Source organism: Acinetobacter sp. JADD-222 (genome assembly GCF_049310645.1).
Genome location: NZ_JBMOWI010000005.1, coordinates 26,705 through 45,536, shown reverse-complemented (window position 1 = coordinate 45,536; position 18,832 = coordinate 26,705). Strand labels below are relative to the sequence as shown.

Annotated in this window: 14 protein-coding genes; 8 read left to right on the top strand and 6 right to left on the bottom strand. The window is 40.6% G+C overall.

Translation table 11 applies throughout. The features are described from left to right. Positions 1 to 8: 8 nt before the first annotated feature. The 3 genes from ACO6UW_RS06245 to ACO6UW_RS06235 form a co-directional block, all read right to left on the bottom strand. The gene (locus tag ACO6UW_RS06245) at positions 9 to 2,207 is read right to left on the bottom strand and encodes an OsmC domain/YcaO domain-containing protein (protein ID WP_057062419.1); all 2,199 of its coding nucleotides are present in this window, start codon (positions 2,205 to 2,207) and stop codon (positions 9 to 11) included. 252 nt (positions 2,208 to 2,459) lie between these two features. Continuing rightward, the gene (locus ACO6UW_RS06240; protein WP_057062420.1) at positions 2,460 to 3,740 is read right to left on the bottom strand and encodes an OprD family outer membrane porin; all 1,281 of its coding nucleotides are present in this window, start codon (positions 3,738 to 3,740) and stop codon (positions 2,460 to 2,462) included. 31 nt (positions 3,741 to 3,771) lie between these two features. Next, on the bottom strand, positions 3,772 to 5,118 hold the full coding sequence (locus tag ACO6UW_RS06235) for an MFS transporter (protein ID WP_032056764.1): 1,347 nt from the start codon (positions 5,116 to 5,118) through the stop codon (positions 3,772 to 3,774). Between the two features lie 373 nt (positions 5,119 to 5,491). On the opposite strand from ACO6UW_RS06235, the gene ACO6UW_RS06230 reads away from it, so the two are divergent. The 5 genes from ACO6UW_RS06230 to ACO6UW_RS06210 all read left to right on the top strand — a co-directional run bounded on the left by ACO6UW_RS06230 (position 5,492) and on the right by ACO6UW_RS06210 (position 11,621). After that, the gene (locus ACO6UW_RS06230) at positions 5,492 to 7,177 is read left to right on the top strand and encodes an arylsulfatase (RefSeq protein WP_032056765.1); all 1,686 of its coding nucleotides are present in this window, start codon (positions 5,492 to 5,494) and stop codon (positions 7,175 to 7,177) included. 25 nt (positions 7,178 to 7,202) lie between these two features. Next, positions 7,203 to 8,156: a formylglycine-generating enzyme family protein gene (locus tag ACO6UW_RS06225; RefSeq protein WP_080777042.1), complete on the top strand. Its 954-nt coding sequence runs from the start codon at positions 7,203 to 7,205 to the stop codon at positions 8,154 to 8,156. A 12-nt stretch (positions 8,157 to 8,168) separates the two neighbouring features. Then, entirely contained in the window at positions 8,169 to 9,356 is a 1,188-nt protein-coding gene (locus tag ACO6UW_RS06220; protein WP_057062421.1) for an OprD family outer membrane porin, read from the top strand. 231 nt (positions 9,357 to 9,587) lie between these two features. Further along, positions 9,588 to 10,664, top strand: a complete 1,077-nt coding sequence (locus ACO6UW_RS06215) for an aromatic ring-hydroxylating oxygenase subunit alpha (RefSeq protein WP_057062422.1) — start codon at positions 9,588 to 9,590, stop codon at positions 10,662 to 10,664. Positions 10,665 to 10,676: 12 nt separating this feature from the next. Further along, positions 10,677 to 11,621 (top strand): PDR/VanB family oxidoreductase, encoded by a 945-nt coding sequence (locus ACO6UW_RS06210; RefSeq protein WP_057062423.1) that lies wholly within the window; start codon positions 10,677 to 10,679, stop codon positions 11,619 to 11,621. Between the two features lie 43 nt (positions 11,622 to 11,664). Here the strand turns inward: ACO6UW_RS06210 and ACO6UW_RS06205 are convergent, their stop codons facing one another. The 3 genes from ACO6UW_RS06205 to mhpT all read right to left on the bottom strand — a co-directional run bounded on the left by ACO6UW_RS06205 (position 11,665) and on the right by mhpT (position 14,239). Next, entirely contained in the window at positions 11,665 to 12,357 is a 693-nt protein-coding gene (locus ACO6UW_RS06205; protein WP_005802836.1) for a GntR family transcriptional regulator, read from the bottom strand. Between the two features lie 123 nt (positions 12,358 to 12,480). Beyond that, complete coding sequence (locus tag ACO6UW_RS06200) at positions 12,481 to 12,936, bottom strand: MarR family winged helix-turn-helix transcriptional regulator (protein ID WP_017386391.1); 456 nt, start codon at positions 12,934 to 12,936, stop codon at positions 12,481 to 12,483. A 70-nt stretch (positions 12,937 to 13,006) separates the two neighbouring features. Next, positions 13,007 to 14,239 (bottom strand): 3-(3-hydroxy-phenyl)propionate transporter MhpT, encoded by a 1,233-nt coding sequence (gene mhpT, locus ACO6UW_RS06195; RefSeq protein WP_017386392.1) that lies wholly within the window; start codon positions 14,237 to 14,239, stop codon positions 13,007 to 13,009. Positions 14,240 to 14,487: 248 nt separating this feature from the next. Here mhpT and ACO6UW_RS06190 point away from each other — a divergent pair, with 248 nt between their 5' ends. From ACO6UW_RS06190 to ACO6UW_RS06180, 3 genes are all read left to right on the top strand, one after another. Beyond that, positions 14,488 to 15,327, top strand: coding sequence for a p-hydroxycinnamoyl CoA hydratase/lyase (locus ACO6UW_RS06190; protein WP_169538806.1), 840 nt, complete (start codon positions 14,488 to 14,490; stop codon positions 15,325 to 15,327). Between the two features lie 37 nt (positions 15,328 to 15,364). Next, a complete protein-coding gene (locus tag ACO6UW_RS06185) occupies positions 15,365 to 16,816 on the top strand; it encodes an aldehyde dehydrogenase (RefSeq protein ID WP_057063014.1) in 1,452 nt (483 codons plus the stop codon). 82 nt (positions 16,817 to 16,898) lie between these two features. Beyond that, positions 16,899 to 18,785: a feruloyl-CoA synthase gene (locus ACO6UW_RS06180; RefSeq protein ID WP_171252603.1), complete on the top strand. Its 1,887-nt coding sequence runs from the start codon at positions 16,899 to 16,901 to the stop codon at positions 18,783 to 18,785. The last annotated feature ends 47 nt before the right edge of the window (positions 18,786 to 18,832 follow it).

Below are 18,832 nucleotides of genomic sequence, written 5' to 3'. Positions count from 1 at the left end.
CTTTTAAATTACATCGCTACGGCTTTCGCGCGAGCTGCATGCAACTTTTTATAGCTCTCGATCAGACGTAAATGGCGATCAAGTCCTTCTAGTTTCATGCTTGTTGGCGTTAAACCATAGAAACGAACGCTACCCTCTACAGAACCTAATACTGCATCCATTCGTGTGTCACCAAACATACGGCGGAAATTCGTAAGGTAGTCTTCAAGCTCTAGTTCTTCATCCAACATCACTTCAAGCACCACGTTCATGCACTGATAGAACAATCCGCGCTCAACGGTGTTGGTGTTATATTGCAAGTAAGTTTCGACAAGCTCTTTTGCTTCTTCAAACTGTTGTAAAGCAACATAAATCAGCAATTTCAGTTCTAAAATTGTGAGCTGTCCCCAAACTGTATTGTCATCAAACTCAATACCAATCAGCGTGGTGATTTCTGTGTAATCGTCTAACTCGCATTCTTCTAAACGCTCAACCAATGCCTCAAGCTGTTCATCATCCAAACGATGTAGATTTAGAATATCTTCACGGAATGAAAGTGCTTTATTGGTATTATCCCAAATCAAATCTTCAACAAGATAAATTTCTGAATAATCTGGTACTAAAATACGGCAAGCAGTCGCACCTAAATGCTCGTACACTGCCATATATACTTCTTTGCCCATCTCTTCGAGAATGCCGAACAATGTTGCAGCTTCTTCTGCGTTCGACTCTTCGCCTTCGCCAGAAAAATCCCATTCAACAAAGTCATAGTCAGATTTAGAGCTAAAGAAGCGCCAAGATACCAAACCGCTTGAGTCAATAAAGTGCTCAACAAAGTTGTTCGGCTCAGTGACCGCATTACTTTGGAAAGTTGGTTGAGGCAAATCATTTAAGCCTTCAAAACTACGGCCTTGAAGTAATTCAGTCAGACTACGTTCTAACGCAACTTCAAAACTTGGATGCGCACCAAAAGACGCAAACACCCCACCCGTGCGCGGGTTCATTAAAGTCACACACATTACAGGGAACTGACCGCCTAATGATGCATCTTTAACTAATACAGGGAAGCCTTGCTCTTCTAGACCTTTAATACCAGCAACAATACTTGGATATTTTGCTAATACGTCTTCAGGAACATCTGGAAGTGCGATTTCACCTTCTAAAATTTCACGTTTAACAGCACGTTCAAAAATTTCTGATAAGCATTGAACTTGGGCTTCTGCCAAAGTATTACCCGCACTCATACCATTACTTAAGTACAAGTTTTCAATTAAATTTGATGGGAAATAGACAACTTCACCATCAGACTGGCGCACAAAAGGTAGCGAGCAAATGCCACGCTCTACGTTGCCTGAGTTGGTGTCATATAAATGCGTGCCCAGTAACTCATCATCTGGGTTGTAAATCTCAAGACAATATTCATCTAAGATTTCTTTAGGTAATTCACCATTTGGACCCGGTTTAAACCATTTTTCATCTGGATAATGCACAAATTCAGCATTCGCAATATCTTCACCCCAGAACTGGTCGTTATAGAAGAAGTTACAGTTTAAACGCTCAATAAACTCGCCCAATGCAGATGCCAAAGCACTTTCTTTAGTTGCACCTTTACCATTGGTAAAACACATCGGAGACTGGGCATCACGAATATGTAGCGACCATACATTTGGAACAATATTACGCCAAGACGCAATTTCGATCTTCATGCCCAAATTTGCCAAAATGGCAGACATATTGGCAATGGTTTCTTCTAATGGCAGGTCTTTACCTTGAATATAGGTATGGTTTTCAGAAGTTAAGCTTGGCAATAACAATGCTTGTGCATCTGCATCAATGCTTTCCACTTCTTCAATAATAAATTCAGGACCCGTTTGAATCACTTTCTTAACAGTACAACGGTCAATCGAACGTAAAATCCCTTGGCGATCTTTCTCTGAAATATCGGCTGGTAATTCAATTTGAATTTTAAAGGTTTGCTTGTAACGGTTTTCAGGATCAACAATATTATTTTGCGATAAACGAATATTATCGGTTGGGATATCTCGAGCGGCACAATACACTTTTACAAAGTACGCTGCGCACAATGCTGAAGATGCTAAAAAGTAGTCAAATGGGCCCGGTGCCGAACCGTCACCCTTATAGCGAATTGGTTGATCGGCAATTACCGTAAAGTCATCGAACTTAGCTTCCTGTCGAAGATTGTCGAGATAATTAACCTTGATTTCCATGCTGGCACCTAAATATTTTTATGTGTCAGCACAGACACATAAAATTCTAAATATTGAAAAATAAGCCGAATCACAGCGAAGAAATTGACTTAAAAAAATCAGAGATTAAAGCCATGTGTTTAATGAGCGACTCAATTGGCTTTAATAAGATTGGCGGTATTATAGAGGGATTTTGTGAAGTTGATAACTAAAGTTAAAACATTGCTGCTCACAATGTTTTAACTCGTCTTTAATTTAGTTAAATATTAATCATTAAAATTTAAAGGTGTAATCAACATTCAACCGTGTTTCATTTGCCGAATGAAAGGTCATATTGGTAGGCATATCGTTACGATAGTGAGAAAAACGGGCTCGCATTCCCAAACCTTTTAACTTACCTTCAGGAATTTTATAGCCCAAATCAAATTCCATCGACTCCTCTTTAAAACGCTGATCGCCATATTGCAGTAAATCAATGTCTTCACCTTTTGCATAGCGAGTCATAAAGCGCAGTCCGTTTAATGAAACATCACCTACCCGCGCATTTTTAAAGTCATATTCATAACGAATCGAATAGACTTTTTCGTCTTTATTTGAATAGTCCGAACTCATAAAATCAAGCACAACCGGACTTTCGGTTCCCGACAAAAATGGTAAACCAGTCGAGCCAAATGACTGCATGTAGCCCAAAGAAACTGTATGGTTTTGATAGTTCAAACCAAATAAGCCACTAATATGGCGGTTATTGACCTCTCCTATTTTTTTGCTTCCAGTTTCCTCACTATTAAAAAAACGCACGTCGCTTAAAAAATTAAGTTGATCATTTAAAGGTTGTTTGCCGTTAAAACCTAAAAATTGTTGCAGGTAAATGTCTTTGAGTTCAGCATGGTAAGCCCGTAGACGATAATCCTTTAACTGATAACTTCCTCCCAACGTATAAAAAGAATCGGTGGTTGCCGCTTTGTCAAAACGATGGTTGATATTGTCTGTTCCAACATCGGTATAGCGAATCGAATCACGTTGCCGTACTTCGTCGACATAAAAGCCTTCGAGTTGAAGATTTGGAATTTCATTTGAAACAAAGCGGATACCACGATAAGTCTGAGGGAACAAACGCGCTGGCGATGAAAAAATGGTTGGTAATTGTGGAACTAAATCCCCCACAAAAAGCTCATTTTTTCTAAATTTAGCCTTTCCTGTAATACCTATTTTTCCATAATAATCATCACGCGAGTTATCGGTATTCACTGGTAATAAACCACTACGTGCATAGTCATCAGCTCGGCTTCCCATTAGGTTAAAACCTGCCATTGCCAGTACATCAACACCAAACCCAACTGTTCCTTCGGTATAACCAGACTGTCCTTTAAAAATTATACCCTGCGCCCAATCTCTACCTGCTGTATAGGGATATGGATCCTTTTTATAGTCTCGGTCAAAGTAAAAATTACGTAGTGTTAGCTCAGCTTTACTGTCTGCAAGAAATTCGGCATGCACAACTTGACTAAATAATGGGCACAAGCATACCCCCACCCACAATGGTGTCTTTTTCATTTTTTATCTCAACTATTTAATTTTTAATGGATTAAGGTGCTGTTTTAAGAGAGTAGTTTTGCTCTTTTTGACTGCGGTAAAAAGCATTACCCAAACTTAAAATCAGGAAAATAGCCAAAATAAACACCACACCGTAATAGGCATACAGCGTTGCGGGTGCTATACCTTTATCCAGAAAAATGCCTGCGACCGTTGGCGATAAAATTGCCCCAATTCGTCCAAAACCAATGGCATAGCCCACACCGCGACTACGAATTTCGGCATCATAAATTGTTGGAGAAATCGAATATAAACCTGCTACACAGCCATTGATGAGAGTGCCAAGTAATAACCCCACCATGAGTGCAATACTGACTTGAGATGAGACTGCGACAAATAGGAAAACACATGCCGAGGTTAGCCCTAAAAATAGACTTAAGGCATAGAAAATTTTCATGCGTGATGCCAATAAACCAATAATAGCTGCCCCGAAAATACCGCCAATACTAATTAAAATACCGGTACTTACGCCTTGGTGTGGAGACATCCCCATTGAAATAAGAATTTTTGGTGTCCAGCTCATCACAAAGTAAAAGCCAAACATCACTAAAAAGAATGCAAACCACAAACAAAGTGTTTGAAATCCAAGTTGTCCAGTAAATAACTTGCCCAGTTCACTACCATTTTGCGTGCTGATTTTTTCATAATGCGGCATAACTGGTAATTCGTTTAGCCCCATACGATTTACAGTGGCATTAATTCGTTCTAGTGCCTGTTTTGGTCGTTTCGCGAGTAAGTAATCTAAAGATTCTGGTAATAACCATGCGCTGATTACCAGCATTGCAATGGTAGTAATGCCACCTGCTAAAAAGATTGAGCGCCAACCTAAATGCTCAATCAATGCCAGTGATAGTACTCCGCCCAGTGTCGCGCCAATTCCATAACCAGTAGACATTAAACTCACTGCAAGACTGCGCCAGCGAGCATTGGCATATTCACTTGCCAACACATTACTGCTAGCAAGGATGCCGCCCACCCCAATTCCTGTAATAAACCGAAGTGCAGCTAACATGCCATGGCTTTGTACAAAAGCACAGCCCAGCATGCTCAGACCTGCAATGACAAGACAAACTAAGATGAGTAAACGGCGACCGATTTTATCGGCTAAAGGCGCGAGAAAAATGGAACCAGCAGCCATTCCAAAAAGACCTGAACTCAGCAATAAGCCAATTTGTGCGCCTGAAAGTGACCATTCTGCTGACACGGATGGAGCGGTAAATGCCATTACCATCACGTCAAAGCCATCAATAATATTGAGACAAATACAGATCAAAATGACGAACCATTGGTAACGGCTCATGTTGTTTTGATTGATCTCACTTAGAACGTCTCTTTCCATTTGTGTATCTCCCTTGGATAAGACATACACACGACATTGCTGATATGAGCGATTGGGTGGTTATGCATATCCGTATCCATAATGACCTAGAGGAATATTTATTTCTTGAGCATCCTGCTCTTTTTCTATACTGAATATTTGGATCCAAAAAATCAACTAAAATTATAAATGGATTATTAAAAAGTATATAAACACATAAATTATATAAGTATAAAATTATTAAAAACATAAAATTAGAATGCTTGAATATTTTTATGGATCCATATTAAAAAATCCATTATGATCGATTCCAGAGCATTTTTTAGCCAAAAAATACTTTATTTATCTCCAAGAAATGCAAGATGCATTTATAAAACATCAAAGGATTGTTGTTATGAAACTCAAAAGAGTAAGTCAGCTTACATTAGGACTTTTTTTTGCCAGCCAATTGTTTTACACAACGCAAGCAGCACCTCCAAAAAATCAACAACCACCTAACATCATGATTATTTTGGCCGATGATCTTGGATTCTCAGACATTAGCGCTTATGGCGGCGAAATTAAAACCCCTCATATTGATAGCCTGTTAAAGCAAGGAAAAATGCTTTTTAATTTTCATGCTTCATCAATGTGCTCACCTACTCGTGCACAGCTTATGACAGGTGCCGATAACCACTTGGTAGGTTTAGGTGCGATGTATGAAACTTCAAAACGACAAGAAAAATTGGTTGGCGCCGATAGCCCGCTTGCACTACTCAAAATTGATGGCTATTCAGGACACTTAACGCAAAATGCTTACACACTCGCAGAGATTTTAAAGACAAAAGATTATTACACCTTCATGGTCGGTAAATGGCACTTAGGCTATGCTCCCGAACAAAACCCTAAAGCCCGTGGTTTTGATCAATCTTTTGCTCTGCTCGATGGCTTCGATTTACACTTTAAAGACCAACCTAAAAACTATCCGCGCAATACTCAATACACTGAAAATGGTCAAAAGACCACTTTGCCTGACAACTACTACTCAACCGACTTTTTTACACAAAAAGCTTTTGAATACTTAGACAAAAATAAAGCGCAAAAACCATTTTTTGCCTACCTAGCCTATACCGCTCCACACTGGCCGCTACAAGCACCTTCTCATTATAGAGACTTATATAAAGGTAAATACGATCAAGGCTACGATGCAATTCGTAAACAACGCTTTCTTAGACAAAAGCAATTAGGATTAATTCCTGCAAATGCAGAATACCCAGTCGAGCGTGGTAACCAAGCTTTAGGCACCAAAAGCTGGAATGAACTCACCCCACAAGAGCGCAAATATGAAGCGCGTAAAATGGAAGTTTATGCGGGCATGGTTACCCAGTTAGACGACCGCGTGGGTGATGTCATTCAATATCTTAAAAAGCATCATTTATATGACAACACTTTGATAGTGTTTATGTCAGATAACGGCGCTGAAGGTGGTGATCACAATTTCCCAATGGGTGATGCCGACAATCGCTATGAAAATATAGGCAACGCCAGTTCATATGTTTATATGGGTCCACGCTGGGCCGAAGTGAGCAGCACACCATTTACCCACTGGAAGTCAGCTGCTTCAGAAGGCGGAGTACGAGTTCCATTTATTGTTAAATCGCCTGTGCAGATTTCCAAACAACGTGGAATTAACAATAACTTTGCGACAGTCAGAGATATATTCCCAACTGTAATGGAACTAGCGGGTATTCAAAATAATCAGGTTTATCCAACTTCAAGCACCAGAATTAAACCATCTGGTTTTAGTCTGATCCCTGCGTTTAAAGATAATACTGCCCGTATTCGACCTGTTAATTATTATGACTTTAAAGAATTGCATGGCAGCCGCTACGCCAAAACTGACCAATGGAAACTTATTGAAAACTCACCTTCTAAATTTAAGAGCCATGGCTGGGAGCTCTACAATTTAAAAACAGATTTTAATGAGCAACATAATGTTTATGCAGCCCATCCTGAAATCGTCAAAGTCTTAAATGACAAATATTTAAGATATGCAGACGAAAATGGTGTCGTGGATTTTGAGCAATACAATAAAAAGTAGGGAAAACCAGATGAAACAGATCATGATGCTTTCATCGTTCCTCTTACTTTGTGCATGCCAAAAAACCACACCTCAACTAGAACAAACCACCTTACCCGATTTAGGCACTCAAGCTAAATGTTCTTCTTATTCGGGCCTTCCTTCGGGTTGGCCCAATAATAAAGAAGCCGGCATGGTCAAACTTCCTCAAGGAAAAATTGTTTTAGGCACCACACAAGGTTATGAAGATGAACGCCCATTAAATTTACAGGCAACTTCAGTTCCCGCTTTTTTAATTGATGCGACTGAAGTCACCAATGCTCAATTTCAAGAGTTTGTTAAACAAACGGGTTATGTCACCGATGCAGAGAAGCAAGGCGGCGCAGCTATGTTTGTACAGCCAGATCATCCAGTTGAAGAATTACAGTGGTGGAAATTTGAAAAAGGGGCCAATTGGAAACACCCATGGGGCCCAAACAACCCTAAACAACCAGCACCTCACGAGCCTGTTCGCATGGTGACATGGAATGATGCCTACGCTTATGCAAACTGGCTGGGTCATGACTTACCGACCGAACTTGAGTGGGAATATGCAGCCAAAGGTTTTCAGCAAAACTCCGATATTGGCCCTACTCATGAAGGTCATATTGCAGCCAACTTCTGGCAAGGTGAATTTCCTTATAAAAATGTTCAGGAAGATGGTTTTAAGGATGTAGCTCCTGTTGGTTGTTTTAGCAAAAACCCATTTGGCTTATACGACTTGATTGGCAATGTATGGGAATGGACGCAAACACCCTATACAGGTCCAAGAGATCATCATATGGGAGATCCATCGAAATATCGGCAAAGTCACGAACAGATTTTGCAATACACGATTAAAGGTGGGTCTTATTTATGTGCAACCAACTATTGCGCGCGTTATCGTGCTGCCGCGAGGCATCCACAGGAACTCGACCTTGCAACTAGCCATGTCGGATTTAGAACAGTAAAACGCTTTTAAACGGATTTAAAAATGAAGCATATTTTTATTTATGGGATTTTCTTCTCAGGGACAACCCTTGCCTGCTGTTTAGCTCATAGTGAAGTAGATGTTAATTTTCAAAATACACTCATACTAAAAACATTCAACTTCGACAGACAATATGAAAATGATACTAGTCCCGATACTCATAGCTTGAGTCAAGGCGTGATCTATGGTGGTGACTGGTCAACCAAGCTTAATGATGTTCAGCTACACCTCAATCCAAGCATTCAATATGCTTATCGCCTAAGTAACGACCAACACACCAATGATATGGTTATACCCTTTGACCCTAACACCAAGAAACAAGCACAAGACCAAGTTAAATATGGCTTAGGTGCTGGAGTTGAATATCAAAACTTTCGCATGAATATAGGTGAAATCACTCCCGACTCACCACTTACTCCACAAGTGGATACACATCAATTACGCGTAAACTATAAAGGTTTGGAATTAAAATATAAGACGCCGCAACAAAATTTCGAGCTGGGTTTGATTAACCGTTATTCACCAAAAAATGAGGAGGACTACCACAAACTTGCCATCTCAAAACATGAATCTGATGGGCTTTACTTTTTCCAGTGGGATGGGAAAACGCCTAGATATCATTGGAAATTTTATAATGGTTACTTAACAGATCTCATCAATCAAAGTTACTTTGCTTTTGATTATCAATGGACAAAGCAGCACACCACAAAATTACGTGTGTTTCGCCACGATGATGTCGGCAAATCAAAACTTGGAGAATATGACAATACATCCGTAGGCGCTATACATTTCATTAAACATGGCAACTTTACAACCGGAATTGGCTACCAAGAAAACTTTGGCAAAGATGGTATTCCAAAACTCGACAATATGCCCATCCCCCATATGGTGAACTGGACCTTAGGCGCGTTTACCAAAGCAGACGAAAAGTCGTATCATTTCGTTGCCTCGTATGACTTTAAAGACTACATCAAGGGTCTAAAAGTGACCTATAAATATATTTATGGCGATTCATTTCAAACAATGAATCAAAATGATTTTGAGCAAGAAAGTGATGTGTTGATTCAGTACGACCTAAATGCTTGGGTTAAAAATCTTAAGTTTCTTTTCTTAAATATTAACTACGACACCAAACATGGCAAAAGTCTGGATGAACAGCGCATGATGCTGCACTACACGGTTAATTTCTAATTCTCACTCTCCATAATGGCTTAACCACAGCCATTATGGATCCAAATTAGGATCAATAAAAATTTAGCCTCTAAAATTCAAAGTAAATACAAAAGTCTTTAATAGCAATTAAAAATCTACAAAACAACCTAACCTAAAGATCAATATTTTTGAAAAATATACTGCCTATCAATTGACCAATATTTTTATTTATTATAAATTGGATCCAATAAGTGATAAGGAGTCGTCACAATGTTTATTAAAAATGCTTGGTATGTTGCCTGCCGTCCAGAAGAAATCCAAGACAAACCATTAGGTCGCACCATCTGTGGTGAAAAAATTGTTTTTTACCGTGGTAAAGAAAACCAAGTTGCAGCCGTTGAAGATTTTTGCCCACATCGCGGCGCCCCACTTTCACTTGGCTATGTAGAAGATGGCAACCTTGTCTGTGGATATCATGGCTTAGTTATGGGCTGTGACGGAAAGACTGTTTCAATGCCAGCCCAACGTGTAAATGGTTTCCCTTGCAACAAAGCATATGCAGTTGTCGAAAAATTCGGCTTTATTTGGGTATGGCCAGGCGAGAAAGCTTTAGCAGATGAAGCAAAACTGCCAACTTTAGAATGGGCAGATCATCCTGAATGGAGCTATGGCGGAGGCCTGTTTCACATTCACTGTGACTATCGCCTGATGGTCGACAACCTGATGGATTTAACCCACGAGACCTATGTTCACTCAAGCAGTATTGGGCAAAAAGAAATTGATGAATCATTACCAGTCACTAAAGTTGATGGTGATCATGTCATTACCGAACGCTACATGGAAAATGTGATTGCACCTCCATTTTGGCAAATGGCCCTTCGCGGCAATCATTTAGCAGATGATGTACCTGTTGACCGTTGGCAACGTTGTCACTTCTTTGCGCCAAGCAATGTGCATATTGAAGTAGGTGTAGCACATGCTGGACATGGTGGTTATCACGCACCAAGTGACAAAAAAGTTTCCTCAATTGTGGTTGATTTTATTACACCAGAAACTGAAACCTCACACTGGTATTTCTGGGGAATGGCGCGTAACTTCCAGCCAGATAATGCTGAACTCACCGATCAAATTCGTGAAGGCCAAGGCAAAATCTTTACTGAAGATTTAGAAATGCTGGAGCAACAGCAGCAAAACATTTTAAACAACCCACATCGCAAATTACTGATGCTCAACATCGACGCAGGCGGTGTCCAGTCCCGTAAGGTGATTGAGCGACTACTTGCCGAAGAAAATAAAACGCCTCCTGAAACGTCCGCACAGAAGTTTCCAAATATTCGGATTATTTAAAGGAGCATGAACATGGACGTTATTATTCAGAAAATTCACCAGCTCACCCCAACTATTCGTGCTTTTGAGTTGGTCTCGGCAAATGGCACAGCGCTACCGAATTTTGAAGCAGGTGCACATATTGATGTGCATCTTAAAAACGGCCTCACCCGTCAATATTCACTTTCAAACTGCTGTACTGAAAAGCATCGTTATGTGATTGGTGTTTTACATGATGCCAATTCACGCGGTGGGTCACGTTGCATCCACACCGAATATCGTGAAGGCGATCATTTAAAAATTGGTGAGCCGCGTAATTTATTTGAGATTCACCCTCACACAAAGCAGGCGGTTTTATTTGCTGGTGGGATTGGTATTACCCCTATTTTGTCGATGGCGTATTGGCTTAAGTCGGCCAATATTCCTTTCGAATTGCACTACTTTGTTCGTAGTCATGAAATGATTGCCTTCTATGGCAATTTAACCGAGCACTTTGGTAAGCAAGTTCATTTTCACATTCAAGACCAACCAGACACCGAATGTAATATGGCAGAGGCTTTGGGCCAATCTTCACCTGATAAACACTTATATGTATGTGGACCTACAGGGTTTATGCAATTTGTCATGAGCTCGGCCGAACAAGCAGGTTGGCATAGCGAACAGTTACATCAAGAGCATTTTGTTGCTCAAAAGGTAGATACGTCCAACGATGAAGCTTTCACGATTGAAGTGAAAGGTACGGGCCGCCGAATTGAAGTATTACCAGAGCAAACCGCAACAGAAGCATTAATTGCAAATGGTTTTGATATTCCTGTTTCCTGTGAACAAGGTATTTGTGGTACCTGTATTACACGCGTTGTAGAAGGCACTCCAGATCATCGAGATATGTTTATGACAGATGAGGAACATGCACTAAATAACCAATTTACGCCCTGCTGTTCTCGTTCAAAAACTAAACATCTTGTGATTGAGCTTTAATACTCAAGTTTCTTTATTCAGAAGTAAAGGAACTTATTTTACCTTAGGCGCTGAGAACATTTCTTAGCGTTTCACCCAAAATCACCACACTACTGTGTTCACGCATTAAGGTTTCAGCACGCCCTGCCTGACGATGTACCAATGCATCGAAAATCGAACAATGCTGTAAATGTGCATAGTGCAAACGACGATATTCAGACAAAGCTTGATTCTGGTCATAGGTAATGGCTTGGGCAGACGCCATCGGCAATTGATTGTTTTTCGCTAAGGCTTGGATGAGTGCAACGTTTTGCGCACCTTCAATAATCGTGTCATGAAAAATGACGTTGAAATGGTGATAACGTTCTAATTCAGCATCACCAAACTCGTCTGTTTCATTAAATAGTTTTTCAGTTTCTTGAATACAATGCTGCAGCGTCTTTTTCTGCTCTTCGCTTAAGCCTTGTTCTGCCAAAGTTTTTGCAGCCAACCCTTCGAGTACGCCTCGCACTTCGAGCGCATCATGAACGAGTTGTTCTGAAATTTCACGAACCGTGTAACCACGAGTTGGGTTTTTAATGAGGAGGCCTTCTTGCTCGAGCAACCTAAAGGCAATACGAACCGGCTGGCGTGAAACGCCAAGTAACTCGGCAGTAGGAATCTCGGCAATTCTGGCACCGCCTTCAAGTTCCCCTGAAATAATCATTTTTCTTAGTTTTAGTAAAACTTGTTGTCCTGAAGACATTCGTTGCCACACATCATCAAAAACGTCACTTCGATGCTAGCAAGTTCATTTGCAAAATGAAATCAATTTTCTGTTTGAATCAGTGCTTAAGCATTTCTGTAGATTTTAAAAAATTAATTTACAAACCACATTCAATTAAAGATTTTTAAGATTATTGACCATAATATCGAGATTATTACGAATTAAATAAGCCAAGTTAATATCAATGCCCTCAAGCATTTTTTCTTCAACTTTCAAAACCACTTCATTACATTTATTTAGCTTATCAATACCACTGTCTGTCAGTGTAATTAAAATACGGCGGCCATGTGTTGGGTCAGGTTTTTTCTCAATCCAGCCATTCACCAGTAAATCTTGCAAAATTTTGTTGGCAGATTGCGGCTTTATAAAAGAGCGCTCAGCAAGCTTGGCATTGGATAAATTACTTTTTGAAGCTAAAACAGAAAGTGCAGTAAATTGCGGCAAGGTAATTTCAAGCTCTTTTAAATGTTCTGTTAAATGTTTACTAATAATTCGGTCAACACGAGCAATCATATAACTTAACTTAGGCTCATCTTCTACTTTTTTTGGAACTAAATTCGAACGTACCATAACCTTTCATTCATCATAAGAAAATCTGTAGTGAAAGTATGAGGCTCTAACCCCATACTTTCGTTAAAACTTAGCGAGCACCTGAGCTTTGTACTAAATGTACAGGCTGTTTAGGTTTTTTGACAAGAAGTAATGCAGAGATCGCTGCAATTAAAATCACTGGAATGCTTGAACCAATCACGATGGTCGAGCTTTGTCCAAGCGAGAGTAAAAAACCAGCCATTAAAGGCCCAGCAAAAGAACCTATACGCCCGATTGCAACTGCTGCACCGACTCCTGTTCCACGCATTTCAGTTGGATAATACATGGCTGCCAGACCATACAACGCCGATTGTCCCCCCACAATGAATAAGCCACAACCCACTGCCGAAAGTGCAAGTAAAGCCACGGTTGGAGATATTGCTAAACAGCAAAGCGAAAATAAAATGCCGAGATAAATCAGCTTAATCACAAAACTCATGCGTAATTTATCAAGCAATACACCCATGAGGATTGAACCTAAAATTCCGCCAACGTTGTAGCCCATCTGTACATAGTTTGCTTGTAGTTTTGATAGGCCTTGTGCACCCATCAGTAACGGCAACCAGTTCAATAAGAAGTACAACACGACTAATGTGCAGAAAAAACTGACCCAAAGCTGAATCGTCGACATACGACGCTCTTTCGCAAATAAAACTTCCAAAAATGGCGTCGTTTTTTGCGCTTGAACTTTACGTTGCAGATAGTCATTTGACTCAGGTAAAAAGCGCATAATAAGTGGGATTAGTAAAATAGGAGCAATCCCACCAATATAGAAAATATGACGCCACTCTGCATCGCCTGCCAACGACATAGCGACAACAGAAGTGAGTAATCCACCAAAAGGAATGCCACTATACATAATGCTCACTGCGGTCCCTTTGTGCTGGTCAGGTACAGCTTCAGAGGCAAGCGTAATCATCATTGGTAATGCCCCTCCCATTCCTAAACCTGTACAAAAACGAATGAGTAATAGCAAACTGAAGTTAGCAGCATAGGCGGTTAGCAAAGACATAATTCCAAAAAGTAAAATACTAAAAATTAGAATTTTCTTACGCCCGACGATATCGGCAAACCGACCGCCTAATATCGCACCTGGTAACGTCCCTAAAATTGCAGCACTAAATGCCCACGCCATCTGGGCATTGTCTAACATAAACTCAGCCCGCATTCGTGGAGCGGCTACCCCCATTGATTGAAGATCAAACCCTTCAAAAATTGCTATGGCAAAGCACAGTAGCAACGTGATTTTTGCCCTTGAAGGCTGTCCTGATATTTTTTCCATTGTGTTGTCCTTTATTGACTAGTCGTTCCATTTAGCCCTTTGTGTATTATTGCTTAAACACACCAAGAATATCAGTTAAACTTACTAAAAAATCAACATATTTTTATATTAAATTAATTTAAATAATAATTAATAATTAAAATACAATGAATTAAAAAATATTTATGAAATTTTATAAAAAAGACTTGAATGTAAGTTTAACTGATATTAGATTAAATCCCAGAACAGCTAAAAATCATTCAAGGAGTATGAAGATGAGTTATGAAAACCGCTGGGAAACAGTAGATGTCAAAGTTGAAGATGGAATTGCATGGGTAACACTAAACCGCCCAGAAAAGAAAAATGCCATGAGCCCAACACTCAATCGTGAAATGATTGATGTGCTCGAAACTCTTGAGCTTGATCAAGATGCACGTGTTTTAGTTTTGACGGGTGCTGGTGACTCTTGGACAGCGGGTATGGATTTGAAGGAATATTTCCGTGAAGTCGACACTCAGCCTGAAATTTTCCAAGAACGTATTCGCCGCGACTCATGTCGCTGGCAGTGGCAACTTCTTCGTATGTATTCAAAACCAACCATTGCTATGGTCAACGGCTGGTGCTTTGGAGGCGGTTTCTCACCTTTAGTGGCTTGTGACCTAGCAATTGCAGCAGATGAAGCAACTTTCGGTTTATCTGAAATTAACTGGGGAATCCCACCGGGTAACCTTGTAAGCAAAGCAATGGCAGATACCGTAGGTCACCGTGCATCTTTGTACTACATCATGACGGGTAAAACCTTTAGCGGTAAAGAAGCTGAAACCATGGGCCTTGTGAACAAAAGCGTACCGCTTGCCCAATTAAAAGCAGAAGTGACTGAACTTGCAAATTGCTTACTTGAGAAAAACCCTGTGGTTCTTCGTACCGCTAAAAATGGCTTTAAGCGTTGCCGCGAACTGACATGGGACCAAAACGAAGACTACTTATATGCCAAACTTGATCAATGTATCCACCGAGATACTGAAAATGGCCGCCAAGAAGGTTTGAAACAATTTTTAGATGAAAAATCAATTAAACCGGGTTTACAGAGTTATAAACGTACTGGTTAACTTTTGATACTTTAATGGCAATGTAAGGACGCAACCCATGCAAAATGTACAGTTACTTATTCACGGTCGATCTGTTGATGCATCAAATCAGGCAACTTTTGAGCGTATTAGCCCAATTGATGGATCAGTAGCCAGTAAAGCTGCTGCCGCAACACTGGAAGATGTTGACCGTGCAATCGAATCGGCACAACAAGCTTTTAAAGTATGGTCGAAACTCTCGCCTACCGAACGTCGCTTACGCTTATTAAAAGCAGCCGATTTAATGGACCAAAAAACCGAGCAATTCATTGAAACTGGAATGCAAGAAACAGGTTCAACTGCAACATGGTATGGGTTTAACGTTCATCTTGCTGCCAACATGTTACGTGAAGCCGCAGCCATGACCACACAAATTGACGGAAGTCTGATTCCATCAGATGTGCCGGGCAATCTTGCGATGGGTGCGCGAGTTCCTTGTGGTGTGATTGTAGGAATTGCACCTTGGAATGCGCCTGTCATTTTGGCAACACGTGCACTTGCTATGCCTTTGGCTTGTGGCAACACGGTTGTGTTAAAAGCATCGGAAGCCTGCCCAGCAACACATCGTCTCATTGGTGAAGTGTTACATGAAGCAGGTCTGGGTGAAGGTGTGGTCAATGTGATTACGCATGCCGCCGAAGATGCACCACAAATCGTAGAGCGTTTAGTCTCTCATCCAGCTGTGAAGCGCATTAATTTTACGGGTTCAACCAAAGTCGGGAAAATTATTGCCGAGACTGCTGCTAAATATTTAAAACCTGTTTTACTCGAACTCGGTGGTAAAGCCCCTGTTGTGGTTTTAAATGAAGCTGACATTAATGAAGCCGTAAATGCAGTCGCTTTTGGAGCGTTCTTTAATCAGGGTCAAATCTGTATGTCGACCGAACGTGTTTTGGTTCAAGACAATATTGCCGACCAATTTATTGAAAAACTGATTGAAAAAACCCGCGCTATTCGGGCAGGTAATCCAACTTCAAAAGACAATGTGCTCGGTGTTTTAGAAAGTCGTCGCGCTGCAAACCGTATTCAGCATTTGCTGGAAGATGCTCAAAACAAAGGTGCTGACTTACCTTTAGGCATTCATATTGAAGACACCACCATGCAACCGACACTGGTGCTCAATATTAAACCTGACATGCTGCTTTACCGCGAAGAATCATTTGGACCTGTATGCACAGTTCAACGTTTTTCAAGCATTGAAGAAGGCGTAGTACTGGCAAATGACAGCGAGTTCGGCCTTTCTTCGGCAGTGTTTAGTCAAAATATTTCACAGGCATTAGAAGTCGCTCAACAGATTGATTCGGGTATTTGTCACATTAACGGCGCAACCGTACATGACGAAGCTCAAATGCCATTTGGCGGAACAAAATCGAGTGGTTACGGACGTTTTGGTAGTAAAGTCTCTGTTGCCGAATTTACCGAACTACGCTGGATTACCATTCAAACCCAATCACGTCATTACCCGATTTAGTCAGGCTAATGCGGATAACAACATATTAAATAAAAATTGCATGATGCAAAAAAATAAAGCGCAGTGATGCGCTTTCCATGGAGTGAAAGAAATGCAAATGAATGCCACTCAATCACAAGACCGCGAACGGTTCGTAAAATTAGGGCAACATGATATTCATTATCACTATAAAGATGACACGCTCTATATCAGCCCAAAAGAGCAATTAAAACCGTATCCACAAAAACTGACAGATCGTTTAATTCATTTTGCACAAACTAAACCAGACCATATTTTTGCAGCAAAACGCAATGCTCAAGGTGAATGGGTCAAACTGAGTTATGCAGAAGTTTTACAACGTGCATGGCACATTGCTCAAGCCTTACATGAACGTAATTTGAGCCAAGAAAGACCTCTGGTCATTTTAAGTGGTAATGATCTCGAACATTTAACACTGTCTATGGCTGCCATGTTGGCGGGTGTACCTTTTTCAGCAATTTCACCAGCCTACTCTCTGATTTCTCAAGACTTTGGCAAACTCAAACATGTGTTTGAAGTGCTTACACCTGGTATGGTCTATGCCAGCGATGGACAAGCTTTTGCCAAAGCGATTCAGGCATGTATTACACCTGACATTGAAGTGGTGACCAATAAAGGAATTGTAGGCGATCAGATTTGCACATCATTTCAGTCGCTGTTAGATACACCAGTTTCAAATGTTCAAGAATTTTACCAAACTCTTGATGAAAACCAGATTGCCAAATTCTTATTTACATCAGGTTCAACCAAATTGCCTAAAGCTGTGCCGACCACGCATTTAATGTTGTGTGTTAATCAGCAAATGTTATTACAAACTTTCCCTGAGTTTGAAGAAACGCCGCCTGTCCTACTCGACTGGCTATCTTGGCACCACACATTTGGCGGCAGTCATAATGTCGGCATCGCACTCTATAACGGCGGTACGATTTACATTGATGATGGCAAACCCGTTGCAGGAAAATTTGACGAAACCATTCGTAATCTCAAAGAAATCTCTCCAACCGTTTATTTAAATGTGCCAAAAGGTTGGGAAGAACTCACCGAAGCCTTAGAAAAAGATGAAGAATTAAGAGACCGCTTTTTTGCCAAAGTTAAAATTTTATTCTTTGCAGGTGCAGCGCTTTCAGAAGCGGGCTGGAACAGACTCGATAAAATTGCTCAGCAACATTGCGGAGAAAAAATTCGTATCATGAGCGGATTGGGCATGACTGAAACAGCACCATCTTGCGCTTTTACAACTGGCCCACGCGTAATGGCTGGCTTTATTGGCTACCCTGCTCCGGGATGCGAAATTAAGCTAGTGCCATGTGGTGACAAACTAGAGTTTTGTGTTCGTGGCAAACATGTCATGAAAGGTTATTGGCGTTTAAAGGCAGACCAACAAAGCACTGTGTTTGATGATGAAGGCTTTTTCCATACGGGCGATGCTGTTCGTTTGGTCGATGTGAATGATCCAACTAAAGGCCTGATGTACGACGGACGAATTGCTGAAGACTTTAAACTCAATACAGGCACTTTTGTGAATGTGGGCACACTACGCAACAAAGTACTCATTCAAGGTAATTTACTGGTTCAAGATGTTTGTATTACAGGTTCAAACCTGAATGCTGTGGGTTTTCTGATTTTTCCAAAATTAGAAGCGTGTGCTCAATATGCAGGTCTTAAGCTTGGTGAACATTCTGCAACAGAGATACTACAGCATCCTAAAGTCCAGCAATGGTTCCGTCAATTTTTAACGACCTTTAATAAAGATGCGACTGGCAGCTCAAATACAGTCTCAATGCTTTATTTAATGACCGAGCCACCTCAACTCGATGCAGGTGAAGTGACCGACAAAGGCAATCTCAATCAAAGCAGTATTACCAAGCGTCGTGCCGCTTTAATTGATGAGCTTTATCAAAAGCAGACTGATAACCCGCTGATTATTCGGGTGCCCACCTTAAAACAATAAGCAATTGAAATAGAAAAGGAAGCTCAAATTTCGGTTTGAGCTACAGC